The 21,124-nt window shown below is 34.7% G+C and carries 25 protein-coding genes; 24 read left to right on the top strand and 1 reads right to left on the bottom strand.

The features are described 5' to 3' along the window. Nucleotides 1–144: 144 nt before the first annotated feature. The 8 genes from ACULEU_RS12525 (at nucleotide 145) to ACULEU_RS12560 (ending at nucleotide 7,757) form a co-directional block, all read left to right on the top strand. Nucleotides 145–891 carry an electron transfer flavoprotein subunit beta/FixA family protein gene (locus tag ACULEU_RS12525; protein ID WP_445452907.1) on the top strand — a complete coding sequence of 249 codons (747 nt, stop codon included), beginning with the start codon at nucleotides 145–147 and terminating at the stop codon, nucleotides 889–891. A 94-nt stretch (nucleotides 892–985) separates the two neighbouring features. Continuing rightward, on the top strand, nucleotides 986–1,954 hold the full coding sequence (locus ACULEU_RS12530; RefSeq protein ID WP_445452908.1) for an electron transfer flavoprotein subunit alpha/FixB family protein: 969 nt from the start codon (nucleotides 986–988) through the stop codon (nucleotides 1,952–1,954). 208 nt (nucleotides 1,955–2,162) lie between these two features. Continuing rightward, on the top strand, nucleotides 2,163–2,789 hold the full coding sequence (locus ACULEU_RS12535) for a bifunctional nuclease domain-containing protein (protein ID WP_445452909.1): 627 nt from the start codon (nucleotides 2,163–2,165) through the stop codon (nucleotides 2,787–2,789). A gap of 72 nt (nucleotides 2,790–2,861) precedes the next feature. Continuing rightward, on the top strand, nucleotides 2,862–3,686 hold the full coding sequence (locus tag ACULEU_RS12540) for a thymidylate synthase (protein ID WP_445452910.1): 825 nt from the start codon (nucleotides 2,862–2,864) through the stop codon (nucleotides 3,684–3,686). Between the two features lie 5 nt (nucleotides 3,687–3,691). Then, nucleotides 3,692–4,627, top strand: a complete 936-nt coding sequence (locus ACULEU_RS12545; RefSeq protein ID WP_445452911.1) for an energy transducer TonB — start codon at nucleotides 3,692–3,694, stop codon at nucleotides 4,625–4,627. Nucleotides 4,628–4,717: 90 nt separating this feature from the next. Then, a complete protein-coding gene (locus tag ACULEU_RS12550) occupies nucleotides 4,718–5,761 on the top strand; it encodes a tyrosine-type recombinase/integrase (RefSeq protein ID WP_445452912.1) in 1,044 nt (347 codons plus the stop codon). Between the two features lie 129 nt (nucleotides 5,762–5,890). After that, the gene (locus ACULEU_RS12555) at nucleotides 5,891–6,370 is read left to right on the top strand and encodes a hypothetical protein (protein ID WP_445452913.1); all 480 of its coding nucleotides are present in this window, start codon (nucleotides 5,891–5,893) and stop codon (nucleotides 6,368–6,370) included. A 985-nt stretch (nucleotides 6,371–7,355) separates the two neighbouring features. Next, nucleotides 7,356–7,757 carry a hypothetical protein gene (locus ACULEU_RS12560; RefSeq protein WP_445452914.1) on the top strand — a complete coding sequence of 134 codons (402 nt, stop codon included), beginning with the start codon at nucleotides 7,356–7,358 and terminating at the stop codon, nucleotides 7,755–7,757. A gap of 1,490 nt (nucleotides 7,758–9,247) precedes the next feature. On the opposite strand, the gene ACULEU_RS12565 is transcribed toward ACULEU_RS12560, so the two are convergent. Further along, nucleotides 9,248–9,718, bottom strand: coding sequence for a hypothetical protein (locus tag ACULEU_RS12565; RefSeq protein WP_445452915.1), 471 nt, complete (start codon nucleotides 9,716–9,718; stop codon nucleotides 9,248–9,250). 90 nt (nucleotides 9,719–9,808) lie between these two features. On the opposite strand from ACULEU_RS12565, the gene ACULEU_RS12570 reads away from it, so the two are divergent. The 16 genes from ACULEU_RS12570 to ACULEU_RS12645 all read left to right on the top strand — a co-directional run bounded on the left by ACULEU_RS12570 (nucleotide 9,809) and on the right by ACULEU_RS12645 (nucleotide 21,044). After that, nucleotides 9,809–10,114 (top strand): hypothetical protein, encoded by a 306-nt coding sequence (locus ACULEU_RS12570; RefSeq protein WP_445452916.1) that lies wholly within the window; start codon nucleotides 9,809–9,811, stop codon nucleotides 10,112–10,114. A 609-nt stretch (nucleotides 10,115–10,723) separates the two neighbouring features. Beyond that, nucleotides 10,724–10,990 carry a hypothetical protein gene (locus ACULEU_RS12575; protein ID WP_445452917.1) on the top strand — a complete coding sequence of 89 codons (267 nt, stop codon included), beginning with the start codon at nucleotides 10,724–10,726 and terminating at the stop codon, nucleotides 10,988–10,990. A gap of 182 nt (nucleotides 10,991–11,172) precedes the next feature. Continuing rightward, complete coding sequence (locus ACULEU_RS12580) at nucleotides 11,173–11,664, top strand: SMI1/KNR4 family protein (RefSeq protein WP_445452918.1); 492 nt, start codon at nucleotides 11,173–11,175, stop codon at nucleotides 11,662–11,664. 158 nt (nucleotides 11,665–11,822) lie between these two features. Then, nucleotides 11,823–12,302 carry a hypothetical protein gene (locus tag ACULEU_RS12585; protein ID WP_445452913.1) on the top strand — a complete coding sequence of 160 codons (480 nt, stop codon included), beginning with the start codon at nucleotides 11,823–11,825 and terminating at the stop codon, nucleotides 12,300–12,302. A gap of 809 nt (nucleotides 12,303–13,111) precedes the next feature. Continuing rightward, nucleotides 13,112–13,495 carry a hypothetical protein gene (locus ACULEU_RS12590; protein WP_445452919.1) on the top strand — a complete coding sequence of 128 codons (384 nt, stop codon included), beginning with the start codon at nucleotides 13,112–13,114 and terminating at the stop codon, nucleotides 13,493–13,495. Nucleotides 13,496–13,652: 157 nt separating this feature from the next. Then, nucleotides 13,653–14,186, top strand: a complete 534-nt coding sequence (locus ACULEU_RS12595) for a hypothetical protein (protein ID WP_445452920.1) — start codon at nucleotides 13,653–13,655, stop codon at nucleotides 14,184–14,186. A 146-nt stretch (nucleotides 14,187–14,332) separates the two neighbouring features. Further along, complete coding sequence (locus ACULEU_RS12600; RefSeq protein WP_445452921.1) at nucleotides 14,333–14,821, top strand: hypothetical protein; 489 nt, start codon at nucleotides 14,333–14,335, stop codon at nucleotides 14,819–14,821. Between the two features lie 167 nt (nucleotides 14,822–14,988). After that, nucleotides 14,989–15,528, top strand: a complete 540-nt coding sequence (locus ACULEU_RS12605; RefSeq protein ID WP_445452922.1) for a hypothetical protein — start codon at nucleotides 14,989–14,991, stop codon at nucleotides 15,526–15,528. Nucleotides 15,529–15,668: 140 nt separating this feature from the next. Beyond that, nucleotides 15,669–16,214, top strand: coding sequence for a hypothetical protein (locus ACULEU_RS12610; protein ID WP_445452923.1), 546 nt, complete (start codon nucleotides 15,669–15,671; stop codon nucleotides 16,212–16,214). Between the two features lie 156 nt (nucleotides 16,215–16,370). Continuing rightward, entirely contained in the window at nucleotides 16,371–16,853 is a 483-nt protein-coding gene (locus tag ACULEU_RS12615) for a hypothetical protein (protein ID WP_445452924.1), read from the top strand. Nucleotides 16,854–17,532: 679 nt separating this feature from the next. Continuing rightward, nucleotides 17,533–17,937 carry a hypothetical protein gene (locus ACULEU_RS12620; protein WP_445452925.1) on the top strand — a complete coding sequence of 135 codons (405 nt, stop codon included), beginning with the start codon at nucleotides 17,533–17,535 and terminating at the stop codon, nucleotides 17,935–17,937. Nucleotides 17,938–17,966: 29 nt separating this feature from the next. Beyond that, nucleotides 17,967–18,458 (top strand): hypothetical protein, encoded by a 492-nt coding sequence (locus ACULEU_RS12625; RefSeq protein ID WP_445452926.1) that lies wholly within the window; start codon nucleotides 17,967–17,969, stop codon nucleotides 18,456–18,458. 570 nt (nucleotides 18,459–19,028) lie between these two features. After that, complete coding sequence (locus ACULEU_RS12630) at nucleotides 19,029–19,565, top strand: hypothetical protein (protein WP_445452927.1); 537 nt, start codon at nucleotides 19,029–19,031, stop codon at nucleotides 19,563–19,565. 213 nt (nucleotides 19,566–19,778) lie between these two features. Further along, on the top strand, nucleotides 19,779–20,015 hold the full coding sequence (locus ACULEU_RS12635) for a hypothetical protein (RefSeq protein ID WP_445452928.1): 237 nt from the start codon (nucleotides 19,779–19,781) through the stop codon (nucleotides 20,013–20,015). Further along, nucleotides 20,006–20,323, top strand: coding sequence for a type II toxin-antitoxin system RelE/ParE family toxin (locus ACULEU_RS12640; RefSeq protein ID WP_445452929.1), 318 nt, complete (start codon nucleotides 20,006–20,008; stop codon nucleotides 20,321–20,323). Before ACULEU_RS12635 ends, ACULEU_RS12640 begins: the two co-directional genes overlap by 10 nt. A 163-nt stretch (nucleotides 20,324–20,486) precedes the next feature. Further along, nucleotides 20,487–21,044 (top strand): hypothetical protein, encoded by a 558-nt coding sequence (locus ACULEU_RS12645; protein ID WP_445452930.1) that lies wholly within the window; start codon nucleotides 20,487–20,489, stop codon nucleotides 21,042–21,044. Nucleotides 21,045–21,124: the final 80 nt, after the last annotated feature.

The following is a 21,124-nucleotide window of genomic DNA, read 5'->3' on the forward strand; positions in this document are numbered from 1 at the left end:
TATATAATTGTCACATTTTACATGCTTTTTGAAAAAAGCTACGAAATCGATATAATACTGAAAAATATTATGCGCGCATAGTACATTATTCAAAATATTATGCTAATTTTGTGCTTCAAATTTTTCAACAAATACTCAATACTTATGAAAATATTAGTTTGCATCAGTCATGTTCCTGATACTACTTCAAAAATTAATTTTGTCAATGGCGATACTGAGTTTGATACCAATGGTGTTCAATATGTGATCAATCCCAATGACGAATTTGGACTAACAAGAGCTATTTGGTTCCAAGAACAACAAGGTGCCAATGTTACGGTAATCAATGTTGGTGGTGCTGATGCCGAAGCGACTTTGAGAAAAGCTTTAGCCATTGGTGCTAATGAAGCTATCCGTGTGAATGCCAATCCAACTGATGGCTTTTTTGTTGCGAAACAATTGGCTGAAGTAGCAAAATCAGGTGCTTATGACTTGGTTATTTGTGGTAAAGAATCATTAGATTACAATGGTGGTATGGTTCCGGGAATGTTAGCCTCTTTATTAGATTACAACTTTGTAAATTCTTGTATCGAACTAACAGTAGACGGATCTTCTGCCAAAGCTGCAAGAGAAATTGATGGTGGAAAAGAAACGATATCGGCTTCTTTACCACTTGTAATTGGAGGTCAAAAAGGTTTAGTTGAAGAAAAAGATTTGCGTATTCCAAACATGAGAGGTATCATGACCGCAAGAACAAAAGTGTTAACTGTTTTGGAACCTGTTGCTTCAAACAACAACACTAAAGCGGTAAAATTTGAAAAACCAGCTCCAAAATCAGCGGTGAAATTATTTGCAGCAGACGATTTAGACGGACTTATCAATGCTTTGCATAACGAAGCGAAAGTGATTTAATAACAGTCGAATGTCAAAAGTCGAATGTCCATAAGGTTGAATTATCATTCTTTATGACTTTAGACTTTCAGACTTTAGACACAAAAATATAATTATGTCAATATTAATATATGCTGAATCAGCAGAAGGAAAATTTAAAAAAGTAGCGTTCGAATTAGCCTCTTACGCTAAAAATGTAGCCGATTCTTTAGGAACAACGGTTACTGCGGTTACTGTAAACATCGATACGGTATCTGATTTGTCAAAATATGGCGTTTCGAAAGTATTGAAAGTATCAAACGACAAACTGAAAGACTTTAATGCAAAAGCATACGCCGATGTTGTCAAACAAGCGGCTCAAAAAGAAAGTGCGACTTTAATTTTACTTTCTTCCACAACCGATAGTTTGTATTTGGCTCCAATAGCAAGCATAGGGCTAGAAGCTGGATTTGCTTCTAATGTGGTTGGTCTGCCACTAAGTACGTCACCTTTTCAGGTAAAACGTACTGCTTTCTCCAACAAAGCCTTCAACATTACCGAAATCAATACCAATGTTAAAGTATTGAGCCTAGCCAAAAACTCGTATGGACTTGTTGAAAATGCCGCATCGCTTTCTGAAGAAGCCTTTGCTCCTACTTTAAACGAAACCGATTTTAATGTAAAAGTAGCTTCTGTAGAAAAATCGAGCGGTAAAGTTACGATTGCGGATGCTGATGTCGTGGTTTCCGGTGGTCGTGGATTGAAAGGTCCTGAAAACTGGAATCTATTGGAAGATTTAGCAACATCGCTCGGAGCAGCAACGGCTTGCTCAAAACCGGTTTCTGATTTGGGATGGAGACCTCACAGTGAACACGTAGGACAAACCGGAAAGCCTGTAGCCTCTAATTTATATATAGCGGTAGGTATTTCTGGTGCTATTCAACATATTGCTGGAATCAACTCTTCTAAAATTAAAGTAGTGATCAATACAGATGCTGAAGCGCCTTTCTTTAAAGTAGCCGATTACGGTATTGTAGGCGATGCATTGGAAATTCTTCCAAGACTAACGCAAAAGATAAACGAATTTAAAGCGCAAAACCACTAACGGATTCCATTTTAAATTTTAAATTATAAATTTTAAATTCCAAGTACTGATACATTGTTATTGGTATTTGGAATTCTTTTTTTGGGATTTAAAAGTTTTTAGAAGCGAAAAGTTTTTGTTACTTTGCATCCCAAACGTTAGGAAAAAGTAATATAACAAAAATATAAGTACCGCTCTAGTATTGGCAGTACTTGACACTAAAAAAAGAATGAGTTTAGTAAAACTAACCATAAAAGGAATTTCTTATAGCCAAACGCAGAATGGCGCCTACGCCTTGATCTTAAATGAAGTGGATGGCGAACGAAAACTGCCTATCGTTATTGGCGCTTTTGAAGCCCAATCTATCGCGATTGCTTTAGAAAAAGAAATTAAACCACCACGCCCTTTAACACACGATTTGTTCAAGAGTTTTGCCGACCGATTTGACATCGTTGTAAAACAAGTCATTATTCACAAATTAGTAGACGGGGTTTTCTATTCGAGTATCATCTGCGAAAGAGACAAAATAGAAGAAATTATTGATGCCCGAACCTCTGATGCTATTGCTTTGGCATTGCGTTTTTCGGCACCAATTTTTACGTATAAAAACATCTTAGACAAAGCAGGAATCTATCTGAATAATCCTGGAGAAATAGAAAGTTCTAATCCAGACGACGATGGTGTTCTTTCAACTCCAGAAACTTTCGGATTGGACAGCGACACTAATTCGCCAACCGACATCTACAAAAGCATGAGTTTATCGGAACTGCATGAAGCTTTGGAAAAAGCCGTTCAGGATGAGGATTATGAGAAAGCAGCAAAGATAAGAGACGAGATTTCGAAGAGAGAAAGTTAATTCGGTTATAGGCTTATTCGGTTATTTGTATTTCGAATAACCAAATACACAAATAACCAAATCCAAACAAATATGAAGCAATACCACGATTTAGTGCGACACGTTTTGGAAAACGGTTGCCAAAAAGGAGACAGAACAGGAACGGGAACCAAGAGTGTTTTTGGATACCAAATGCGCTTTGATTTGAATGAAGGTTTTCCGATGGTTACTACCAAAAAGCTGCATTTAAAGTCGATAATCTATGAATTGCTTTGGTTTTTGAAAGGCGACACCAATATCAGTTACCTTAACGAAAACGGTGTTAAAATTTGGGACGAGTGGGCCGATGAAAATGGTGATTTAGGTCCGGTTTACGGCCATCAATGGCGCAATTGGAACAGCGAGGAAATTGATCAAATTACAGAATTGATAGACACCTTAAAAAACAATCCTAACAGTAGACGTATGTTGGTTTCTGCATGGAATCCTTCAGTACTTCCGGATACTTCTAAATCTTTTGCTGAAAATGTAGCGAACGGGAAAGCGGCCTTGCCTCCATGCCATGCCTTTTTTCAGTTTTATGTTGCCGACGGAAAATTATCGTGTCAGTTATACCAACGCAGTGCCGATATTTTTCTGGGCGTTCCTTTTAATATTGCTTCGTATGCCCTATTTACTATGATGATTGCTCAAGTTTGTGAGTTGCAGGTTGGTGAATTCATACATACTTTTGGCGACGCACACATCTATAACAATCACTTTGAACAAGTGGAATTACAGTTGTCTCGCGAGCCTAGAGCCTTACCCAAAATGATTTTAAACCCTGAAATAAAAAACATCTTCGATTTTACTTTTGAAGATTTTACTCTGGTTGACTACGATCCGCATCCTCATATTAAAGGTATAGTAGCTATATAAGAATTATGAAGCAACTTTTATTTTTCCTGCTACTGTTTCACAATATCATTTTGGCTCAAACTGATAATGCAAAGGTATACCTAGATAAAGATTTTAAGGAAACCACAATAACTGAAAGTCCCTATTATCGCATCATAGAAAACACTTCTTCTGAAAAAGAAGCATATAAATTTACTGTTTTCTATAAATCAGGAAAAGTCTACAAAGAAGGTTTTACTAATTCAAAATCGGGCGTTATCGAAAACGGATTGATAACATGCTATTACGAAAACGGTAATAAGATGATGGAATACAATGTTGATAAAGGATTAGTAATTGGAAATAAAATAGGCTGGCATGAAAATGGCGTTAAGAAATATATCAAACAATACGAAAAAATTGATAAGGAATTCGAACCGCTGATTAAAATCATTCAATATTGGAATGATGCTAATGAGCAAAAAGTAATTGATGGCAATGGCTATTTTGAAGATGAAGACGAAGAGAATTGCTTTGAAAAAGGGATGGTTCAAAACAGCTTAAAAACTGGTAAATGGGAAGGTTTTAACAGGAAAATGAAACTCAATTTTATTGAAGATTACAATAGTGGAGTATTGATTCAAGGTGTTAGCACTGATAGTCTTTCCAATCAATACAAGTATAACAAAGTTAAAGAAGTTGCGAAACCACGTAAGGGCATAGAGCATTTCTACGAATATATTGGTAAAAAATTCAAGATCCCTAAAGGAATTGAGAGCGGAAGAATGTTATTAACTTTCATCATTGAAAAAGATGGAAGCATCAGTAATCTTACCGTTTTAAGAAGTGCCGGAGAAACTTTAGACAAAGAGGCAAAGCGACTAATCAGCAACTATCCCGATTGGCAACCCGGGAAATATAGGGGAATGATTGCCAGACTACTATATTCCATTCCCATTACAATTCAAGCACCAACAGATTAAAACCCTAGCTCCCAATCTCAGAAAAAAGTACAGTAAAAGTGTACCATTATATCAACTAAAAGATTTTATTTAGCACTATTTCCTGCCATTATGGAATGGAGAGCTAAAATCATAACGCATAGAGGCGAACGGCGTGTTGCCGTCTTTTTTAAAAAAGATGACATCCTCCTTGCCCAAATAAAAAGGACGACCGGTGCAAGATGGAGCCAGTCGCTAACAGTATGGCATTTGCCTGACACAGACGAAAATCGAAAATCATTCGGACTGCCATTGCTATCTGAACTGCGACCCAGTGAAGAAGGTTTTAAAAGTTTAGAAAAGTTTAAGCTTTGGATGCGTTCCAAAAGATATAGCGAAAGCACTATTACCACATATGCTGATGCAGCTAAATCCTTTTTGGTCTTTTTTAATGAAAAGCCTTTAAACGAAATTACCAATGAAGATATTGTGCTATACAATAATGGCTATATTCTTAGAAACCATTTATCGGCTTCCTATCAAAATCAGGTTGTGAGTGCTGTGAAGTTATTCTTCAAAACCATCCATGATCGAAAAATTGAGATTGAGAGCATACACAGACCACGTCGCGAAAAAGTATTGCCAAATGTATTGAGCAAAGAAGAAGTAAAGCAAATATTAGAAGCACACAGCAATATAAAACACAAGGTGATGTTGAGTCTTATTTACAGTTGCGGTTTGCGTCGTGCTGAACTTTTGCAGCTAAAACCCAGTAATATTGATTCGAAAAGAAATATTATTACAATACTGCAAGCCAAAGGAAAAAAAGACCGTATTACCCCTTTGAGCCCGAAGGTTTTGGAAATTCTTAGAGATTACTACAAAACCTACAAACCAACAGTTTGGCTGTTTGAAGGCCATGTTAAGGGCGAACGCTATTCCGAACAGAGCTTGCAAAGTGTCCTAAAGCATGCCTTAGTAAAAGCAGGAATAACCAAACCAGTTACTTTACATTGGTTACGACACAGTTATGCAACGCATTTATTAGAAAGCGGGACCGATTTGCGTTACATTCAAGAATTATTGGGACATAGCCGAAGCAGAACCACTGAAATATACACTCACGTGAGCACTAAAAGCTTACAACAAATAAAAAGTCCTTATGATGATTTGTAATATTATTTATATATTAGCCTTAATTACAAAGTATGAACCAAAGCATACCTATACATCCCAAAAAAGACAGATAGGTATGATTTTGTCATACCTATAGACTAGTTAGCAGTAATTCCCAAAACGCTCACAATGAAAAGACTTGCCCAAATTATTTCGACTGTAGTTTTAATTTCATTTTTAAGTTCTTGCACCAAAAAAGAGAATATTCCAGCAAAAGAAATTGCTACAAAGAATGTTGAAAAGATTCGCGCTGATTATCATAAGAATTTTTTAAAAAAGTTGCGAGTGAAAACCAATCGCATAGAAGTTTGCTCTTATAAATTGAGTGGAAATACTATGGAAGATACTACAAGTGTTTTGAAAAGAAGAAATTTAATAACTCCAAAGAAATTAAAAGCTTTTAATACTTTATTTGACTCGTTAAAAGTTGGCGGTTACTGTTGTTGTCCAAAAACTCATTATACGATGAAATTATTCGACAAAAATAAGATGCTTAAAAGATATAATGTTGACACTGTTGAAGTGAAAGGGAATGCGCTTATATACGACACAAGTTATCAGACTTCCTATATTGTAAATTTAAAAGATTGGCATAATTTAATAAAATAAGGAACTACTGCTAACAGCCGTTTCACACAATGGCTGGTTTTATTTTTCTTAGACCGAAAGTACTAAAAAGATAATTCTATATCTTTACAACTAATCAGTGAAAAGTCGCCACTGCGTGAAGCGGCGGCACGTTATAGCTCATAGCTTCTCCAAGTTTGCGCAGAAAATAATCAATCGAAAAGTCGCCGAAATTTTCAAGTAGAAAACGGAAAATGGAAACTGAAAAATGTTGCTTGAAAAGTTTGCCGCAGAAAGTTTGTTGGAGAAAATTTGAAACTCAAAAATTGCGGTAAAAAAGTTTGCGTCGAAGTGTTTCTGTTGAAGTGTTTCCGTCGAATTTTTTCTCAGAAAATAAGCAGAAAATAGAATGTAGAATCCGAAGTGGAAACTGGCAAAGTTTGCGTGCTCAAGTGGACGTGAAGCTACAAGCTATAACAGCCGTTTCACACAATGGCTGGTTTTTCTTTCTTAGACCGAAAGTACTAAAAGGATAATTCTATATCTTTACAACTAATCAGTGTAAAGTCGCCACTGTGTGAAGCGGCAGCACGTTATCGCACATAGCTTTTCCAAGTTTGCGCAGAAAATAATCAGTCGAAAAATCACCGAAATTTTTACGCGGAAAATAGAAAATTAAAAACTGAAAAGTTTGTCGCAGAAAATTTGTCGCAGAAAGTTCTCCGGAGAAAAAATTGAAGCTGAAAAGTTGCGTTGAAGTGTTTGCGTTGAAATCTTTCTCAGAAAATAAGCAGAAAACCAAAAGTTGCGCCGAAAACGGAAACTGGAAATGAAACTGGTTACGTTGCGTGCTCAAGTTGACGTAAAGCTACGTGCGATAACAGCGGTTTGTTACAATGGCTCGTTTTGTTTTTCTTAGACGGAAATTACTAAGTTGAAATTTTGCTTATCTTTACACTAATCAGTGAAAAAGCCGCCACTGTAGCAATCCGCGGCACGTTGGCAGTAATATTTAAACCCTCGTTAAATGAGAAACTTTCTGAAATTATCAACTTTAAGTTTTCTTCTCATGCTTCTTTTTAGCTGTGATCCACCGCATAATATAGATTTCATAAACCGAACAGACTCCGAAGCTAAAATTAGAATTAAAATAAATTCCAAAACAAAAAATGTTGTTTTTAGAGGAACTCATCCTGAAGATTCAATTGTTTTTAACCTAAAACCAAAAGATACGGCAAATATTTATTTCGGAATTGGAACTTGGTCTGACAGTGAAATTAATGAAGTTGCTAATTCAATTGAAAATATAGAAGTTGAATCTAAAGACATAAAGACGATGTATAAAAGTAAAAAATCCATAATAGAGTTTTTAAAGGACAATCGGAAAGGTTTTTGGTGGCATAATGATATTGAGATAGAAATTAAATAAAAATACTACTGCCAACAGCCGTTTGGCGCAATGGCTAGTTTAGTTTTTCTTAGCCGGAAATTACTAAGTTGAAATTTTGCTTATCTTTAGAACAAATTATTAAAAAAGTCGCCACTGACGCCAAGCGGCGACACGTTATCGCACATAGCTTTTCCAAGTTTGCGCAGAAAATAATCAGTCGAAAAATCACCGAAATTTTTACGCGGAAAATAGAAAATTAAAAACTGAAAAGTTTGTCGCAGAAAATTTGTCGCAGAAAGTTCTCCGGAGAAAAAATTGAAGCTGAAAAGTTGCGTTGAAGTGTTTGCGTTGAAATCTTTCTCAGAAAATAAGCAGAAAACCAAAAGTTGCGCCGAAAACGGAAACTGGAAATGAAACTGGTTACGTTGCGTGCTCAAGTTGACGTAAAGCTACGTGCGATAACAGCGGTTTGTTACAATGGCTCGTTTTGTTTTTCTTAGACGGAAATTACTAAGTTGAAATTTTGCTTATCTTTACACTAATCAGTGAAAAAGCCGCCACTGTAGCAATCCGCGGCACGTTAACCCACATTTTTCGTCGTTGCGATTTCAAAAGAAATTTTCCCTAAAATTCACGTTTCATTTTCAAAACACGTTTCGAAATTTTCATTCTAAGAAGCTAAAGTTTGAAAGAGAACTATTCGAATGTTTTGCGTCTAAAGTTTGCCTGAAATAGAAGCTGGAAAGTGTTATCCGAAATGTGAAACTAGAAAAAGTTTATGGAAAAGGTTTCCGCCAAAAGAAACTCAAAATAGAAGTTTGAAAATGTTTGCGTTGAAGTCTTACTCAGAAAATAAGCAGAAAATGAAAAGCAGAATCCGAAGTGGAAACTGGCAAAGTTTGTGTGCTCAAGTTGATATAAAAAACGTGGGTTAACTGCCGTTTCACACAATGGCTGGTTTTTCTTTCTTAGACCGAAAGTACTAAAAGGATAATTCTATATCTTTACAACTAATCAGTGAAAAGTCGCCACTGTGTGAAGCGGCAGCACGTTAACCCACATTTTTCGTCGTTACGATTTCAAAAGAAATTTTCCCTAAAATTCACGTTTCATTTTCAAAACACGTTTCGAAATTTTCATTCTAAGAAGCTAAAGTTTGAACGAGAACTATTCGAATGTTTTGCGTCTAAAGTTTGCCTGAAATAGAAGTTGAAAAGTGTTATCCGAAAAGTGAAACTGGAAAAAGTTTATGGAAAAGGTTTCCGCCAAAAGAAACTCAAAATAGAAGTTTGAAAGTGTTTGCTTCGAAGTTTTACTCAGAAAATAAGCAGAAAATGAAAAGCAGAATCCGAAGCGGAAACCGGCAAAGTTTGTGTGCTCAAGTTGATATGAAAAACGTGGGTTAACAGCCGTTTCACACAATGGCTGGTTTTTCTTTCTTAGGCCGAAAGTACTAAAAGGATAATTCTATATCTTTACAACTAATCAGTGTAAAGCCGCCACTGTGTGAAGCGGCGGCACGTTATGCCTCATGCTAAAATAGCACCGTGCTTAACGACAAAGTATAGTTTGTTTGGTTCTGCTCCCCATTCAGGATTACCAGTTCTTATTTCAATTCCTTTGTGTTCAAGTTTTAATATACGTTCAGTATCATTTGATTTTGGATAACCTAAACTCATAACGTTCAAGTCATACTTTTTAAATCTTGCCCCGAAAAAAGAAAGACATTGATAAACATCTTCATGCTTTCTTTTCGGGTTGGCTAAATCTTCAATAAGTTCTTGCCAAATATCCCACTCGGTTTCTTCGTCAAGTTCAAGCAAACGCCTGCACCAGTAGTCGTTTACTTCTCGATAGTCTTCAAGTTTAATTTTTGCCTTTGTCATTTCGAACCATTTAGTTTTTAGCGAAAGACGTAAGCACGAAGGCATAACAGCACCTACCAAAAAGGCGGGGCTTTGTGCTTCTTTAGAAGCATTTGTGGTTAAATTATCATTCATCTTTCTAAGTTTATTTTGTAATTAAAATCCCGCCCTTCTGGTAGCTGCAAAACGTTGTACACCATTACCCAAGTTTACTCAGAAAATACTATGATAAAAACAATATTATTATTTTCAGTTTTAATTCTTCTCATTTTAATCTTATGGGTTTACTTAAAATATTTTTCCCCTTTGCGGCCAAAAGAAGATGGCTTTGAATTTGTTTATGTAGAAGCTGATGGAAATGTAAGAGAACTTAATTCAGAAGAAAGAAAATATTTATCTGAAGAGTTTTACGGAAGTGATGGCGGAAGACCATATATAAAATCAAGTTATGGAAAACTTACTCCTGAAGGGAAAATTTCTGGATTTATAAATAGAAGAAGAGTTCCGAAAAAAATAGTAATTAAAAAGTAACGGTGTACAACAGCGGTTTCAAACAATGGCTAGTTTTTCTTTCTTAGTCGGAAACTACTAAATTGAAATTTTGCTTATCTTTCCATCTATAATTTAACAAAGTCGCCACTGTTTGAAGCCGCGGCACGTTATCGCACATAGCTTTTCCCAGTTTGCGCAGAAAATAATCTGTCGAAAAATCACCGAAAATTCAACGCAGAAAATAGAAAATTAAAACTGAAAAGTTTGTCGCAGAAAGTTTGTCGCAGAAAGTTTGCCGGAGAAAATTTGAAGCTGAAAAATTGCGTCGAAGTGTTTGCGTCGAAGTGTTTGCCTTGAAATTGTTCTGAGAAAATAAACAGAAAACCAAAAGTTGCGCCGAAAATGGAAACTGGAAATGAAACTGGTTACGTTGCGTGCTCAAGTTGACGTAAAGCTACGTGCGATAACAGCGGTTTGTTACAATGGCTTGTTTTGTTTTTCTTAGACGGAAATTACTAAGTTGATATTTTGTTTATCTTTACAACTAATCAGTGAAATGTCGCCACTGTAGCAATCCGCGGCACGTTATAAGCAAGCGAGAGAAACTGCTTTTAATAGCATGTCTAATTTTAAAACAAAAATTGAAAATTGAAATTATACACTAAAATTTTGTTGTTAGTTCTCATATTTATTGCTGGTTATCTAGTGAGAGAAAATTATCAGAGCATAAAATACGCAAATACAAAACTCAACATTGAGGTTACGGAACTTGAGCAAGTATGGGGAAAGCCTGATTCTGAAATGGCTAATGGTGATAACAGTAAAGTTTTAAAATATAAATATTGGAATGGCTATTATATTTTCATAACTGACTCAGAAGGGAAAAAGATTGTGGCAAAGTTTGACGATGACTAAGTTTGTATCTCGCCTGCTTATAACAGCGGTTTCAAACAATGGCTAGTTTTTCTTTCTTAGTCGGAAACTACTCAATTGAAATTTTGATTATCTTTCCAACTATAATTTAACAAAGTCGCCACTGTTTGAAGCCGCGGCACGTTATGAGTAATTGTTAATCAACTCCCTATAAAAAAGAACGAATGAAAAATTTGCTAATTGAAATTTCTCAGAAAGCAACAAAATACGAAGATTTCAATTTTACTCCAGAACAAATCGAAAAGGAATGGCTTGGTAATATTCCGGCAACCGAAAAGGAAATAGCAGAAATCGAAAGTAAACTCGGCTTGAAATTACCGGAAGATTATAAAGAGTTTTTACGAATAACGAATGGTTTTTCAGCACCAAACGATATTGAACCAAGTTTTGAAAAGATTGCGGAAATTGATTATCTGAAAAACTTTGCGCAAGAAATAATTGATGCATACTATATTTTGCCTGAATTAAAAACTGCAATAATTGTTGGTGGAAAGTTAGAAGAACAGCAATTTTTGTTGTTGCCACCACAATCAGAAATAGAGAAATGGAGATATTGGAAGTTTGCAAATTGGTATCCTGGAGAACATGAGTTTGAAAACTTAACAGAATATTTTAAAGATGTTCTTGAATTTATAGTCAAGGAACATGAAAAGTAACAACTACTCATAACAGCCGTTTGGCGCAATGGCTAGTTTTGTTTTTCTTAGCCGGAAATTACTAACTTGAAATTTTGCTTATCTTTAGAACAAATTATTAAAAAGTCGCCACTTCGCCAAGCGGCGATACGTTAGCAGTAATTCCCAAAACGCTCACAATGAAAAGACTTGCCCAAATTATTTCGACTGTAGTTTTAATTTCATTTTTAAGTTCTTGCACCAAAAAAGAGAATATTCCAGCAAAAGAAATTGCTACAAAGAATGTTGAAAAGATTCGCGCTGATTATCATAAGAATTTTTTAAAAAAGTTGCGAGTGAAAACCAATCGCATAGAAGTTTGCTCTTATAAATTGAGTGGAAATACTATGGAAGATACTACAAGTGTTTTGAAAAGAAGAAATTTAATAACTCCAAAGAAATTAAAAGCTTTTAATACTTTATTTGACTCGTTAAAAGTTGGCGGTTACTGTTGTTGTCCAAAAACTCATTATACGATGAAATTATTCGACAAAAATAAGATGCTTAAAAGATATAATGTTGACACTGTTGAAGTGAAAGGGAATGCGCTTATATACGACACAAGTTATCAGACTTCCTATATTGTAAATTTAAAAGATTGGCATAATTTAATAAAATAAGGAACTACTGCTAACAGCCGTTTCACACAATGGCTGGTTTTATTTTTCTTAGACCGAAAGTACTAAAAAGATAATTCTATATCTTTACAACTAATCAGTGAAAAGTCGCCACTGCGTGAAGCGGCGGCACGTTATAGCTCATAGCTTCTCCAAGTTTGCGCAGAAAATAATCAATCGAAAAGTCGCCGAAATTTTCAAGCAGAAAATGGAAACTGAAAATGGAAACTGAAAAGTGTTGCTTGAAAAGTTTGCCGCAGAAAGTTTGTTGGAGAAAATTTGAAACTCAAAAATTGCGGTAAAAAAGTTTGCGTCGAAGTGTTTCTGTTGAAGTGTTTCCGTCGAATTTTTTCTCAGAAAATAAGCAGAAAATAGAATGTAGAATCCGAAGTGGAAACCGGCAAAGTTTGCGTGCTCAAGTGGACGTGAAGCTACAAGCTATAACAGCCGTTTCACACAATGGCTGGTTTTTCTTTCTTAGACCGAAATTACTAAAAGGATATTTCTATATCTTTACAACTAATCAGTGTAAAGTCGCCACTGTGTGAAGCGGCAGCACGTTATGCGACAGCTAGCTCGCTACGCTTCGCGCTTGTTTGGCGTGCTCGGCTTGTGTTTTCGGAGACTATAAAGGACTTTTTTTAGCCACCGCATAACAGCGGTTTCACGCAATTGCTGCTTTTCGTGTAAAATGAACTTCTTTTTTCCATAACTTCGTTCTGTCTCGCGGAGAGTACTCAGTTCCAAAAGCCGCAACTGACGTGAAGCCGCCGGACGTTATAAGAAAGGCTTAGACGAAACTATTTATCAAGATGAAAGTAATAAAAACTACGATTTGTATACTCTTAATGATCTTAGTTAAAAGTTGCATTGATTTAAGAAATTGTCCTGATAATTTATCAGGAAAGTACATTTGTGAAAATAATCAGAAAGCTGAAAATTATTTACTCCTTAATGACGATGGAACTTTTTTACATTATTATAAAGAAAATGATAAAACATTCGAAGATAAAGGCACATGGAAAAAAAGTGATAATGGAAATTGTGAAATTGAATTTAGTAATTGGAAAAATTTTAATGAAGCTGGCAAAAATTTTGAAGAATTTGGAAACGGAAAGTTATGGATTAGTGGCAGTAATTTAGACATTGGACCAGATGGAGAATCCTCAACAAGCTTTAGAAAAGACAAAGATTGATATAAGCCCTTCTTATAACAGCCGTTTGTTATCATGGCTTGTTTATCTTTCTTAGTCGGAAAGTACTCAAAGGAAAATTCTATATCTTTACAACTAACTATAAACAAGTCGCCACGCTATCAAGCGGCGGCACGTTATGGGTTATTAGCTCAACACTATGCATAATTTCGACGATTTAATATATAGAAGCACCTCATTTACGTTAAACTCATTGGAAGAAGTTAATTCAAAAATTATTGAACAACTTCAAACAAGTGGTTCAACAATCCTTGTGAAAAACTTACAAATGGTGCAATTACAAAAAGCAATATTTGCGATAGGAATGTTCTCATTGTTTGACTCAATGTTACAGGATCAGTTGGTATGCCGAAATGGATTTGAAACCGCAAAGAAAGTCCTTAAAGAAAAAGGAAATGTTGAACTTTACAATCGTTTCGATGAATATATTTGTGCTATAAATGTTCTAAAGCATGGAAAAGGTAAAAGTTATGATGCGTTAGTTTTGAAATTCAAATCATTACCTTTTAGAATAAAATTGCCCGACGAACGATTTTTCGACGAAGGAGATGTTTCAGAAATATCAACCTTAATTGAGGTAAATGATAAGTTTGTATTGGAATGCGCCGAAATAATTGAGCAAGTTTCTGAAGAATTAAGAAGCAAACCAAGTTTGTACGCTAACAACCCATAACAGCCGTTTGTTAGCATGGCTCATTTATCTTTCTTAGCCGGAAAGTACTAAAAGGAAAATTCTATATCTTTACAACTAACTATAAACGAGCCGCCACGCTATCAAGCGGCGGCACGTTAGTAGCCATTTTAAAACCCGACTTGAAATTGAAGTTTTCCATATTTATCATAATAGCATTTTGTTTACTTTCTTGTAAAAAGAAAGTAGATGAAAGATTTACTAAAACTTGGTACGACACAGAATATAGAATTCCTGGAAAATCAACTTTAAAAATTAAATCCGACTTCACATTTAGATATAATGCAAGAGGTTGTGATTGGCATACAATTTCAAAAGGTAAATGGAAAGTTATAGGTGATACAATTGAATTAAACAGTATAAGTATCGATACTTGTTACAATGTGTTTCCTTTCGCAGAATGTCTAAAATTTGGAGAAAATAACAATCGGAAAATTCAAACTACAATTCCAAATTGTAATGCTGAAAGTGGAAAGGTTTATACAATTTTTAATAAAGAGAAATTTTATCTCAAAAATGATTCTTTAGTTTACAGACAAAGAGCAAATTCAAACTGTACAGAATCGTTGAAAATAGTTTTTGCGAAAACAGAGAAGATAAAGAAAAACGGCTACTAACAGCCGTTTCTGGCAATTGCGAATTTTGTTGTGGCTTCACGCCTACTTTTCGCAATAATTTCTATCTTAGCAGAAAGTACGCTGTTCCGAACTTCGCAACTGCCAGAAGCGGCGATACGTTAGCTGACATTTCCTGCGAGACGAACACATAACAATATTGTAAACATATGGAATTTGATAGAGGTTTAGCAACACTTTTAGCAGCGGTTATAGCTGCTGTTGTTTCGATAATTACTTTGCTCACAACGCTTCCAAAAGAAATGCGCGCAGCAAATAGGAAAACTCTTGAACCTCATATTGATGACATTTCAGATTCGGTACATCAAATGATTGCAATTAGTAATATATTATTAAAAACTAAAAGTCCTGAAAGTAGGGAAAACTGGAGGCAAAAAGCTGAAATTCACAAAGTCAAACTCAAAGAAATTCGTCCTAAAGTTAGATATGCATTGTGGAAAGTTGACAAGTATATCCAAAGTCTGACTAGATTGAGTGATTATACGCTTTATACATTAGATGATTCGGCAACTGTTCAAAAACTTCTTTATTGGGGAAATCTTTTCGGCAACAAAGTTGATCAATGTATAAGGTATTCATATGTCACAGGAAAATCTCCTTGGTTTTATAATCTTTGGCTATTGAAGTTTTATAACTACATGTTTAAAAAAGTTAGAAATGATTATAAAGCTAAAAGAAACGTCAGCTAACAGCCGTTTGGCGCAATAGCTGGTTTTGTCTTTCTTGGAAAATTCTCTGTATTTTCTAATTCGGTTTTTCTAAGATATTTTTCTTAAATTGCCGCTAATTCGCCAAGCGGCGGAACGTTATGGGCAATAATTCGACACGTATGAATTTCAAAGAACTATCTAATCAATATTACGTTCTCGGTAATGGAGAAATTGCCTTCACCGTAATTGACTACGCGATTTCGGGAATTATCGACGAGAATGGAAGAAATGTTGTTCATGAGTTTATAAATTTGCCAGAGGATTTCGAATTTGCTCGAAAATATGTTGGCGGATATCAATCAGACCATACAAACCAATTTGGGAAAAGAAATATTTCCAAAGTTTATGGTTTTGGCCCTTATTTAATTGATACGCTCGAATTAGAAGATTATAGAAAATTATCAGTTGAGGAATTTGAAAAGCAATGCGATGAAATGTTATCTGAATACAATTCAAACTCAGAAATTGAGTTTATGGAATTTATCGGTAGTGTGAAAAGTGCGTTTAAAAGCGTAAAAATAAATTCACACGAGTTTTATCAATTACTTCCCGAAGAATGGAAATATAATGACATTAGTCCTTTTGAATTATCTGATTATTTGTGTGGATTCTCAATTAACAGAGTTGACAGAATTTTTACTGTGATACAGATAGATGATGACTAAAATTACTGCCCATAACAGCGGTTTCGCGCAATGGCTGGTTTATTTTTCTTTAGCCGGAAATTACTCAGCCGGAAATTTACATATCTTTACAACAAAGCGGTAAATTGTCGCCACTGCGCGAAGCCGCGTAACGTTATGGGTTATTAGCTCAACACTATGCATAATTTCGACGATTTAATATATAGAAGCACCTCATTTACGTTAAACTCATTGGAAGAAGTTAATTCAAAAATTATTGAACAACTTCAAACAAGTGGTTCAACAATCCTTGTGAAAAACTTACAAATGGTGCAATTACAAAAAGCAATATTTGCGATAGGAATGTTCTCATTGTTTGACTCAATGTTACAGGATCAGTTGGTATGCCGAAATGGATTTGAAACCGCAAAGAAAGTCCTTAAAGAAAAAGGAAATGTTGAACTTTACAATCGTTTCGATGAATATATTTGTGCTATAAATGTTCTAAAGCATGGAAAAGGTAAAAGTTATGATGCGTTAGTTTTGAAATTCAAATCATTACCTTTTAGAATAAAATTGCCCGACGAACGATTTTTCGACGAAGGAGATGTTTCAGAAATATCAACCTTAATTGAGGTAAATGATAAGTTTGTATTGGAATGCGCCGAAATAATTGAGTAAGTTTCTGAAGAATTAAGAAGCAAACCAAGTTTGTACGCTAACAACCCATAACAGCCGTTTGTTAGCATGGCTCATTTATCTTTCTTAGCCGGAAAGTACTAAAAGGAAAATTCTATATCTTTACAACTAACTATAAACGAGCCGCCACGCTATCAAGCGGCGGCACGTTAACCCACATTTTTCGTCGTTGCGATTTCAAAAGAAATTTTCCCTAAAATTCACGTTTCATTTTCAAAACACGTTTCGAAATTTTCATTCTAAAAAGCTAAAGTTTAAACGAGAACTTTTCGAATGTTTTACGTCTAAAGTTTGCCTGAAATAGAAGCTGGAAAGTGTAATCCGAAAAGTAAAAATGGAAAAAGTTGATGGAAAAGGTTTCCGCCAAAAGAAACTCAAAATAGAAGTTTGAAAGTGTTTGCTTTGAAATCTTACTCAGAAAATAAGCAGAAAATGAAAAGCAGAATCCGAAGTGGAAACCGGCAAAGTTTGTGTGCTCAAGTTGATATGAAAAACGTGGGTTAACAGCCGTTTCACACAATGGCTGGTTTTTCTTTCTTAGACCGAAAGTACTAAAAGGATATTTCTATATCTTTACAACTAATCAGTGTAAAGTCGCCACTGTGTGAAGCGGCGGCACGTTATGCAACATAATCACAAACCAAATCTTAAAATAGAAAATATGAAAAACCTAATTGGAATATTTGCTTTTGTAATTCTTACATCTTTTGTGGTTATTGAAAAACCGAAAAGACTTCAAAATGGCCATTATAGAGTTGAGTTGGACAAAGAATATAAAGAACGTGGATTAAATGATTATGAATTCACGTTGGAAGACAAAAAATTCATTTATAAATTGGACAAAAAAGTTGAAAATCTTGAAATTATATGGGTTGATGAAAACTCATTTATTGTGAAAGGTCTAACCGAACCAGCGATTCCGAATGAAACAGAAAAAGAGATTATTAAAAACACCAAGATTTATTTTAGAATAATGAATCAAGAGAAGAACGAATACTTTTTTAAATTGGGAGAAGAGTTTGATAAATATCCAGTCTATGCGGGAAAGTTTGTGAAAACAGAATAAATTACGTTGCATAACAGCCGTTTGTTAGCATGGCGCGTTTTATCTTTCTTAGCCGGAAAGTACTCAAAGGAAAATTCTATATCTTTACAACTAACTATAAACGAGTCGCCACGCTATCAAGCGGCGGCACGTTAGCGGTCAGTTTATTCCAAGTTTGCGTTGAAAAAAATTACCTAAAGAGAAAAACAAATTCTGAAGAAATGTTTGAGAAACTAAAAGAAATAAACAGAAACCGAAATACAGAATTAACCGCAAAAATTTTAATAGTTTTGACAATATTTCACTTGTTAAGTGTCTTTTGCATTTACTATAAAACAAAAATGAATTTAACAAATCCTCTAATTCCAAAGTATTTAGTGTATGGAATATTTGAACCATATATTCCAAAAGGATTCATTTTGACAATTGGATTGCTAATAGCAACGATATTGAAATTTGTCAAACAGAACTTAATTGTGATTGTGGTTTGCGCAATAGTAATTGTTGCATATCATTTGACAAGTTTTAAAGCAGATTTTTAATAAATAAACCGAACCGCTAACAGCCGTTTGTTATCATGGCTTGTTTATCTTTCTTAGTCGGAAAGTACTCAAAGGAAAATTCTATATCTTTACAACTAACTATAAACAAGTCGCCACGCTATCAAGCGGCGGCACGTTACCGCTCAGTTTTCGTTTCGTTAAATTGTCGTTCTCGCTTCTTTTCATATTTAGTTTTAAGTGGAGAATTTAGCCGAGAGAATTTCATGTTTTAAGTTTGTGTTGTTTAAAATACTTGTAGTCGAATTTACTATGGAGGTTTGGTCTTTTGTGTCAGGAAACTTTGGGACTTGTGTTGTTCAACAATAACTTGTTTGTTGGCTGATCACGTTTCTCGGCTAAGTTCATTTTTGTGTCGGGAAAGTAAGAGCAAAACCGAAGCGGTAACAGCCGTTTCAAACAATGGCTAGTTTTTCTTTCTTAGACCGAAACTACTAAATCGAAATTTTGCTTATCTTTCCAACTATAATTTAACAAAGTCGCCACTGTTTGAAGCGGCAGCACGTTATGCGTCAGCTTTCGACGAATCGAAAATCTAAGAACAAACCATAAATGAACACGAATAAATTTTCAATAGAAGTTACCGAAATGAATTGGCTTTTTAAAGAAGATATTCATGCAGATTTATGTGCACATGGAAAAGTAAAAGTTGAAATTGGCAACGAATTGATTGCTGGAATAAAGGATGACGAAAATTGGACAATTAGTGCCTCAGCTTTATTCTTATTGAGAACTTTAGAAAGAAATCATACAAAAGAAAATCAAGTTGGAGAACACCTAATTCCTTGTTGCGGATTCTTCCTTGTTTTTGACAAAGACATGGACGAAGTTTATGTTGGCGGTTGCCCAAGCGGTATCGATTGGGAAGTTATTCATGAAAATGGGAATGTAAAGCTTAGAACAGAAAGTGGAAAAGAAACTTTGGTTGACTTTAATTTTTACAAATCTGAAGTATTAAAATTTGTTGACCGAGTTGAGAATTTTTATATAGAAAGCGGTGAGAAAAAAATGCCAGAAGATGAATTTGACAGAAGAGGATATTTAGAGTTTTGGCATGAATGGAAAATGCGAAGAAGCAAATGGAAATAAAAAAGCCGAACGCATAACAGCGGTTTGTTATGATAGCTGGTTTGATCTTTCTTGGAAAATACTATGAACGTTAAAATTTCTTATTACATTTATAGTAAATTGCCGCTACCATATCAAGCCGCGGCACGTTGGCGGCAAGCTTTCGAAAAATCTGCATAAAATCAACAATCGTTCAAAGTTAATTTGTAATTTTGAAAAAAGAAATACAGAAAAATGGATTTGCAAACTCGAAAATTAAACTTCATAAAAGATTTTCTCAAGCTAGAAAGCGAGAAAGCAATTTCTCATTTGGAAAAACTATTACAGAAAGAAACACAAAATAGTTCTGAATTGAAGCCAATGACAATGAAAGAGTTTCAGAAAAGAATTGATCAGTCAACTGAAGATTCTAAAAATGGGAAACTGACCGAGAACAGTAAACTAATTTCTGAAATAGAAAAATGGAGTTAGAAATTTATTGGACTGATTTTTCTAAAAAAGAGCTGAAAAATATCTTCAATTACTACAAAGAAGAAGCAAGTGTTAATGTTGCTAGAAATCTTGTTCTTGGAATTACAAAAGAAGCTGCAAAACTCGAAAAGCATCCAACAATTGGACAAGAAGAAGAATTACTAGACAAAGATTCTAGAGATTTTCGTTATCTCGTTTTTAAAAGTTATAAAATCATTTATTGGGTAAACTTGGAGAAAAATAGAATTGAAGTTTTTGATGTATTTGATACCCGTCAGAATCCAATAAAAATTAAGCGTGGAAAATAAGCCAGCCGCCAACAGCGGTTTCAAACAATGGCTGGTTTTTCTTTCTTAGTCGGAAACTACTAAATTGAAATTTTGCTTATCTTTCCAACTATAATTTAACAAAGTCACCACTGTTTGAAGCCGCGGCACGTTAGCTGCAAGCTTCCGAGAACGCATATCTAAAATGAGAAACACTGTAAACAAACATAACGATGGAATAAACTTTTACGCTACATTTAATGTAAAAGCAAACACGTTTGGGAAAGTTGTTTTATCAATTATGATTCTGATTTTAATGACCGTTTTCATTTTTGTAGTTTCTACTATTACAAAAGATGATATTAGAGAAATGTTATTTCCAATGATTGTAATCTTTGTTTTAATTTTAGCTTTTCCCGTTCGATATTTGCTTTGGAATTTTTTCGGAAAAGAAACTCTGATTGTGAATGCCAAAACAATAAGTTTCTGTTATGATTATGGAATTTTAAAAACGAATTTAAAAACAATTCATTTCGATAGACTTGGAACTGGATTTCAGATAATAAGAGAAGAGAATGATATAGAAATTGGAAAATTGATATTCTACAATTATCGCGTTAAAGATAATCTACCAGAAGTTATTCATCAAACATCTGTATTGCTTGATAATATTGACATTAATGAAATAGACCTGGAAATTTCTAACTTGTTCGTAAATGAATTTAATGACAGAAATGGTTTCATCCCATACTCAGAAAATTAAAAAGCCAGCAGCTAACAGCCGTTTCTCGCAATTGCGAATTTTGTTGTAAGTTCACGTTTGCGTTTCGCAAGAATTTTTAT

The sequence above is a fragment of the Flavobacterium sp. 25HG05S-40 genome, from assembly GCF_052654735.1.

Excerpts from the sequence above, each read along its gene's own strand:
- ACULEU_RS12525 (WP_445452907.1), top strand. The coding sequence starts at position 145 with ATGAAAATATTAGTTTGCATCAGTCATGTTCCTGATACTACTTCAAAA.
- ACULEU_RS12530 (WP_445452908.1), top strand. The coding sequence starts at position 986 with ATGTCAATATTAATATATGCTGAATCAGCAGAAGGAAAATTTAAAAAA.
- ACULEU_RS12535 (WP_445452909.1), top strand. The coding sequence starts at position 2,163 with ATGAGTTTAGTAAAACTAACCATAAAAGGAATTTCTTATAGCCAAACG.
- ACULEU_RS12540 (WP_445452910.1), top strand. The coding sequence starts at position 2,862 with ATGAAGCAATACCACGATTTAGTGCGACACGTTTTGGAAAACGGTTGC.
- ACULEU_RS12545 (WP_445452911.1), top strand. The coding sequence starts at position 3,692 with ATGAAGCAACTTTTATTTTTCCTGCTACTGTTTCACAATATCATTTTG.
- ACULEU_RS12550 (WP_445452912.1), top strand. The coding sequence starts at position 4,718 with ATGGAATGGAGAGCTAAAATCATAACGCATAGAGGCGAACGGCGTGTT.
- ACULEU_RS12555 (WP_445452913.1), top strand. The coding sequence starts at position 5,891 with ATGAAAAGACTTGCCCAAATTATTTCGACTGTAGTTTTAATTTCATTT.
- ACULEU_RS12560 (WP_445452914.1), top strand. The coding sequence starts at position 7,356 with ATGAGAAACTTTCTGAAATTATCAACTTTAAGTTTTCTTCTCATGCTT.
- ACULEU_RS12565 (WP_445452915.1), bottom strand. The coding sequence starts at position 9,718 with ATGAATGATAATTTAACCACAAATGCTTCTAAAGAAGCACAAAGCCCC.
- ACULEU_RS12570 (WP_445452916.1), top strand. The coding sequence starts at position 9,809 with ATGATAAAAACAATATTATTATTTTCAGTTTTAATTCTTCTCATTTTA.
- ACULEU_RS12580 (WP_445452918.1), top strand. The coding sequence starts at position 11,173 with ATGAAAAATTTGCTAATTGAAATTTCTCAGAAAGCAACAAAATACGAA.
- ACULEU_RS12585 (WP_445452913.1), top strand. The coding sequence starts at position 11,823 with ATGAAAAGACTTGCCCAAATTATTTCGACTGTAGTTTTAATTTCATTT.
- ACULEU_RS12590 (WP_445452919.1), top strand. The coding sequence starts at position 13,112 with ATGAAAGTAATAAAAACTACGATTTGTATACTCTTAATGATCTTAGTT.
- ACULEU_RS12595 (WP_445452920.1), top strand. The coding sequence starts at position 13,653 with ATGCATAATTTCGACGATTTAATATATAGAAGCACCTCATTTACGTTA.
- ACULEU_RS12605 (WP_445452922.1), top strand. The coding sequence starts at position 14,989 with ATGGAATTTGATAGAGGTTTAGCAACACTTTTAGCAGCGGTTATAGCT.
- ACULEU_RS12610 (WP_445452923.1), top strand. The coding sequence starts at position 15,669 with ATGAATTTCAAAGAACTATCTAATCAATATTACGTTCTCGGTAATGGA.
- ACULEU_RS12615 (WP_445452924.1), top strand. The coding sequence starts at position 16,371 with ATGCATAATTTCGACGATTTAATATATAGAAGCACCTCATTTACGTTA.
- ACULEU_RS12620 (WP_445452925.1), top strand. The coding sequence starts at position 17,533 with ATGAAAAACCTAATTGGAATATTTGCTTTTGTAATTCTTACATCTTTT.
- ACULEU_RS12625 (WP_445452926.1), top strand. The coding sequence starts at position 17,967 with ATGGCGCGTTTTATCTTTCTTAGCCGGAAAGTACTCAAAGGAAAATTC.
- ACULEU_RS12630 (WP_445452927.1), top strand. The coding sequence starts at position 19,029 with ATGAACACGAATAAATTTTCAATAGAAGTTACCGAAATGAATTGGCTT.
- ACULEU_RS12635 (WP_445452928.1), top strand. The coding sequence starts at position 19,779 with ATGGATTTGCAAACTCGAAAATTAAACTTCATAAAAGATTTTCTCAAG.
- ACULEU_RS12640 (WP_445452929.1), top strand. The coding sequence starts at position 20,006 with ATGGAGTTAGAAATTTATTGGACTGATTTTTCTAAAAAAGAGCTGAAA.
- ACULEU_RS12645 (WP_445452930.1), top strand. The coding sequence starts at position 20,487 with ATGAGAAACACTGTAAACAAACATAACGATGGAATAAACTTTTACGCT.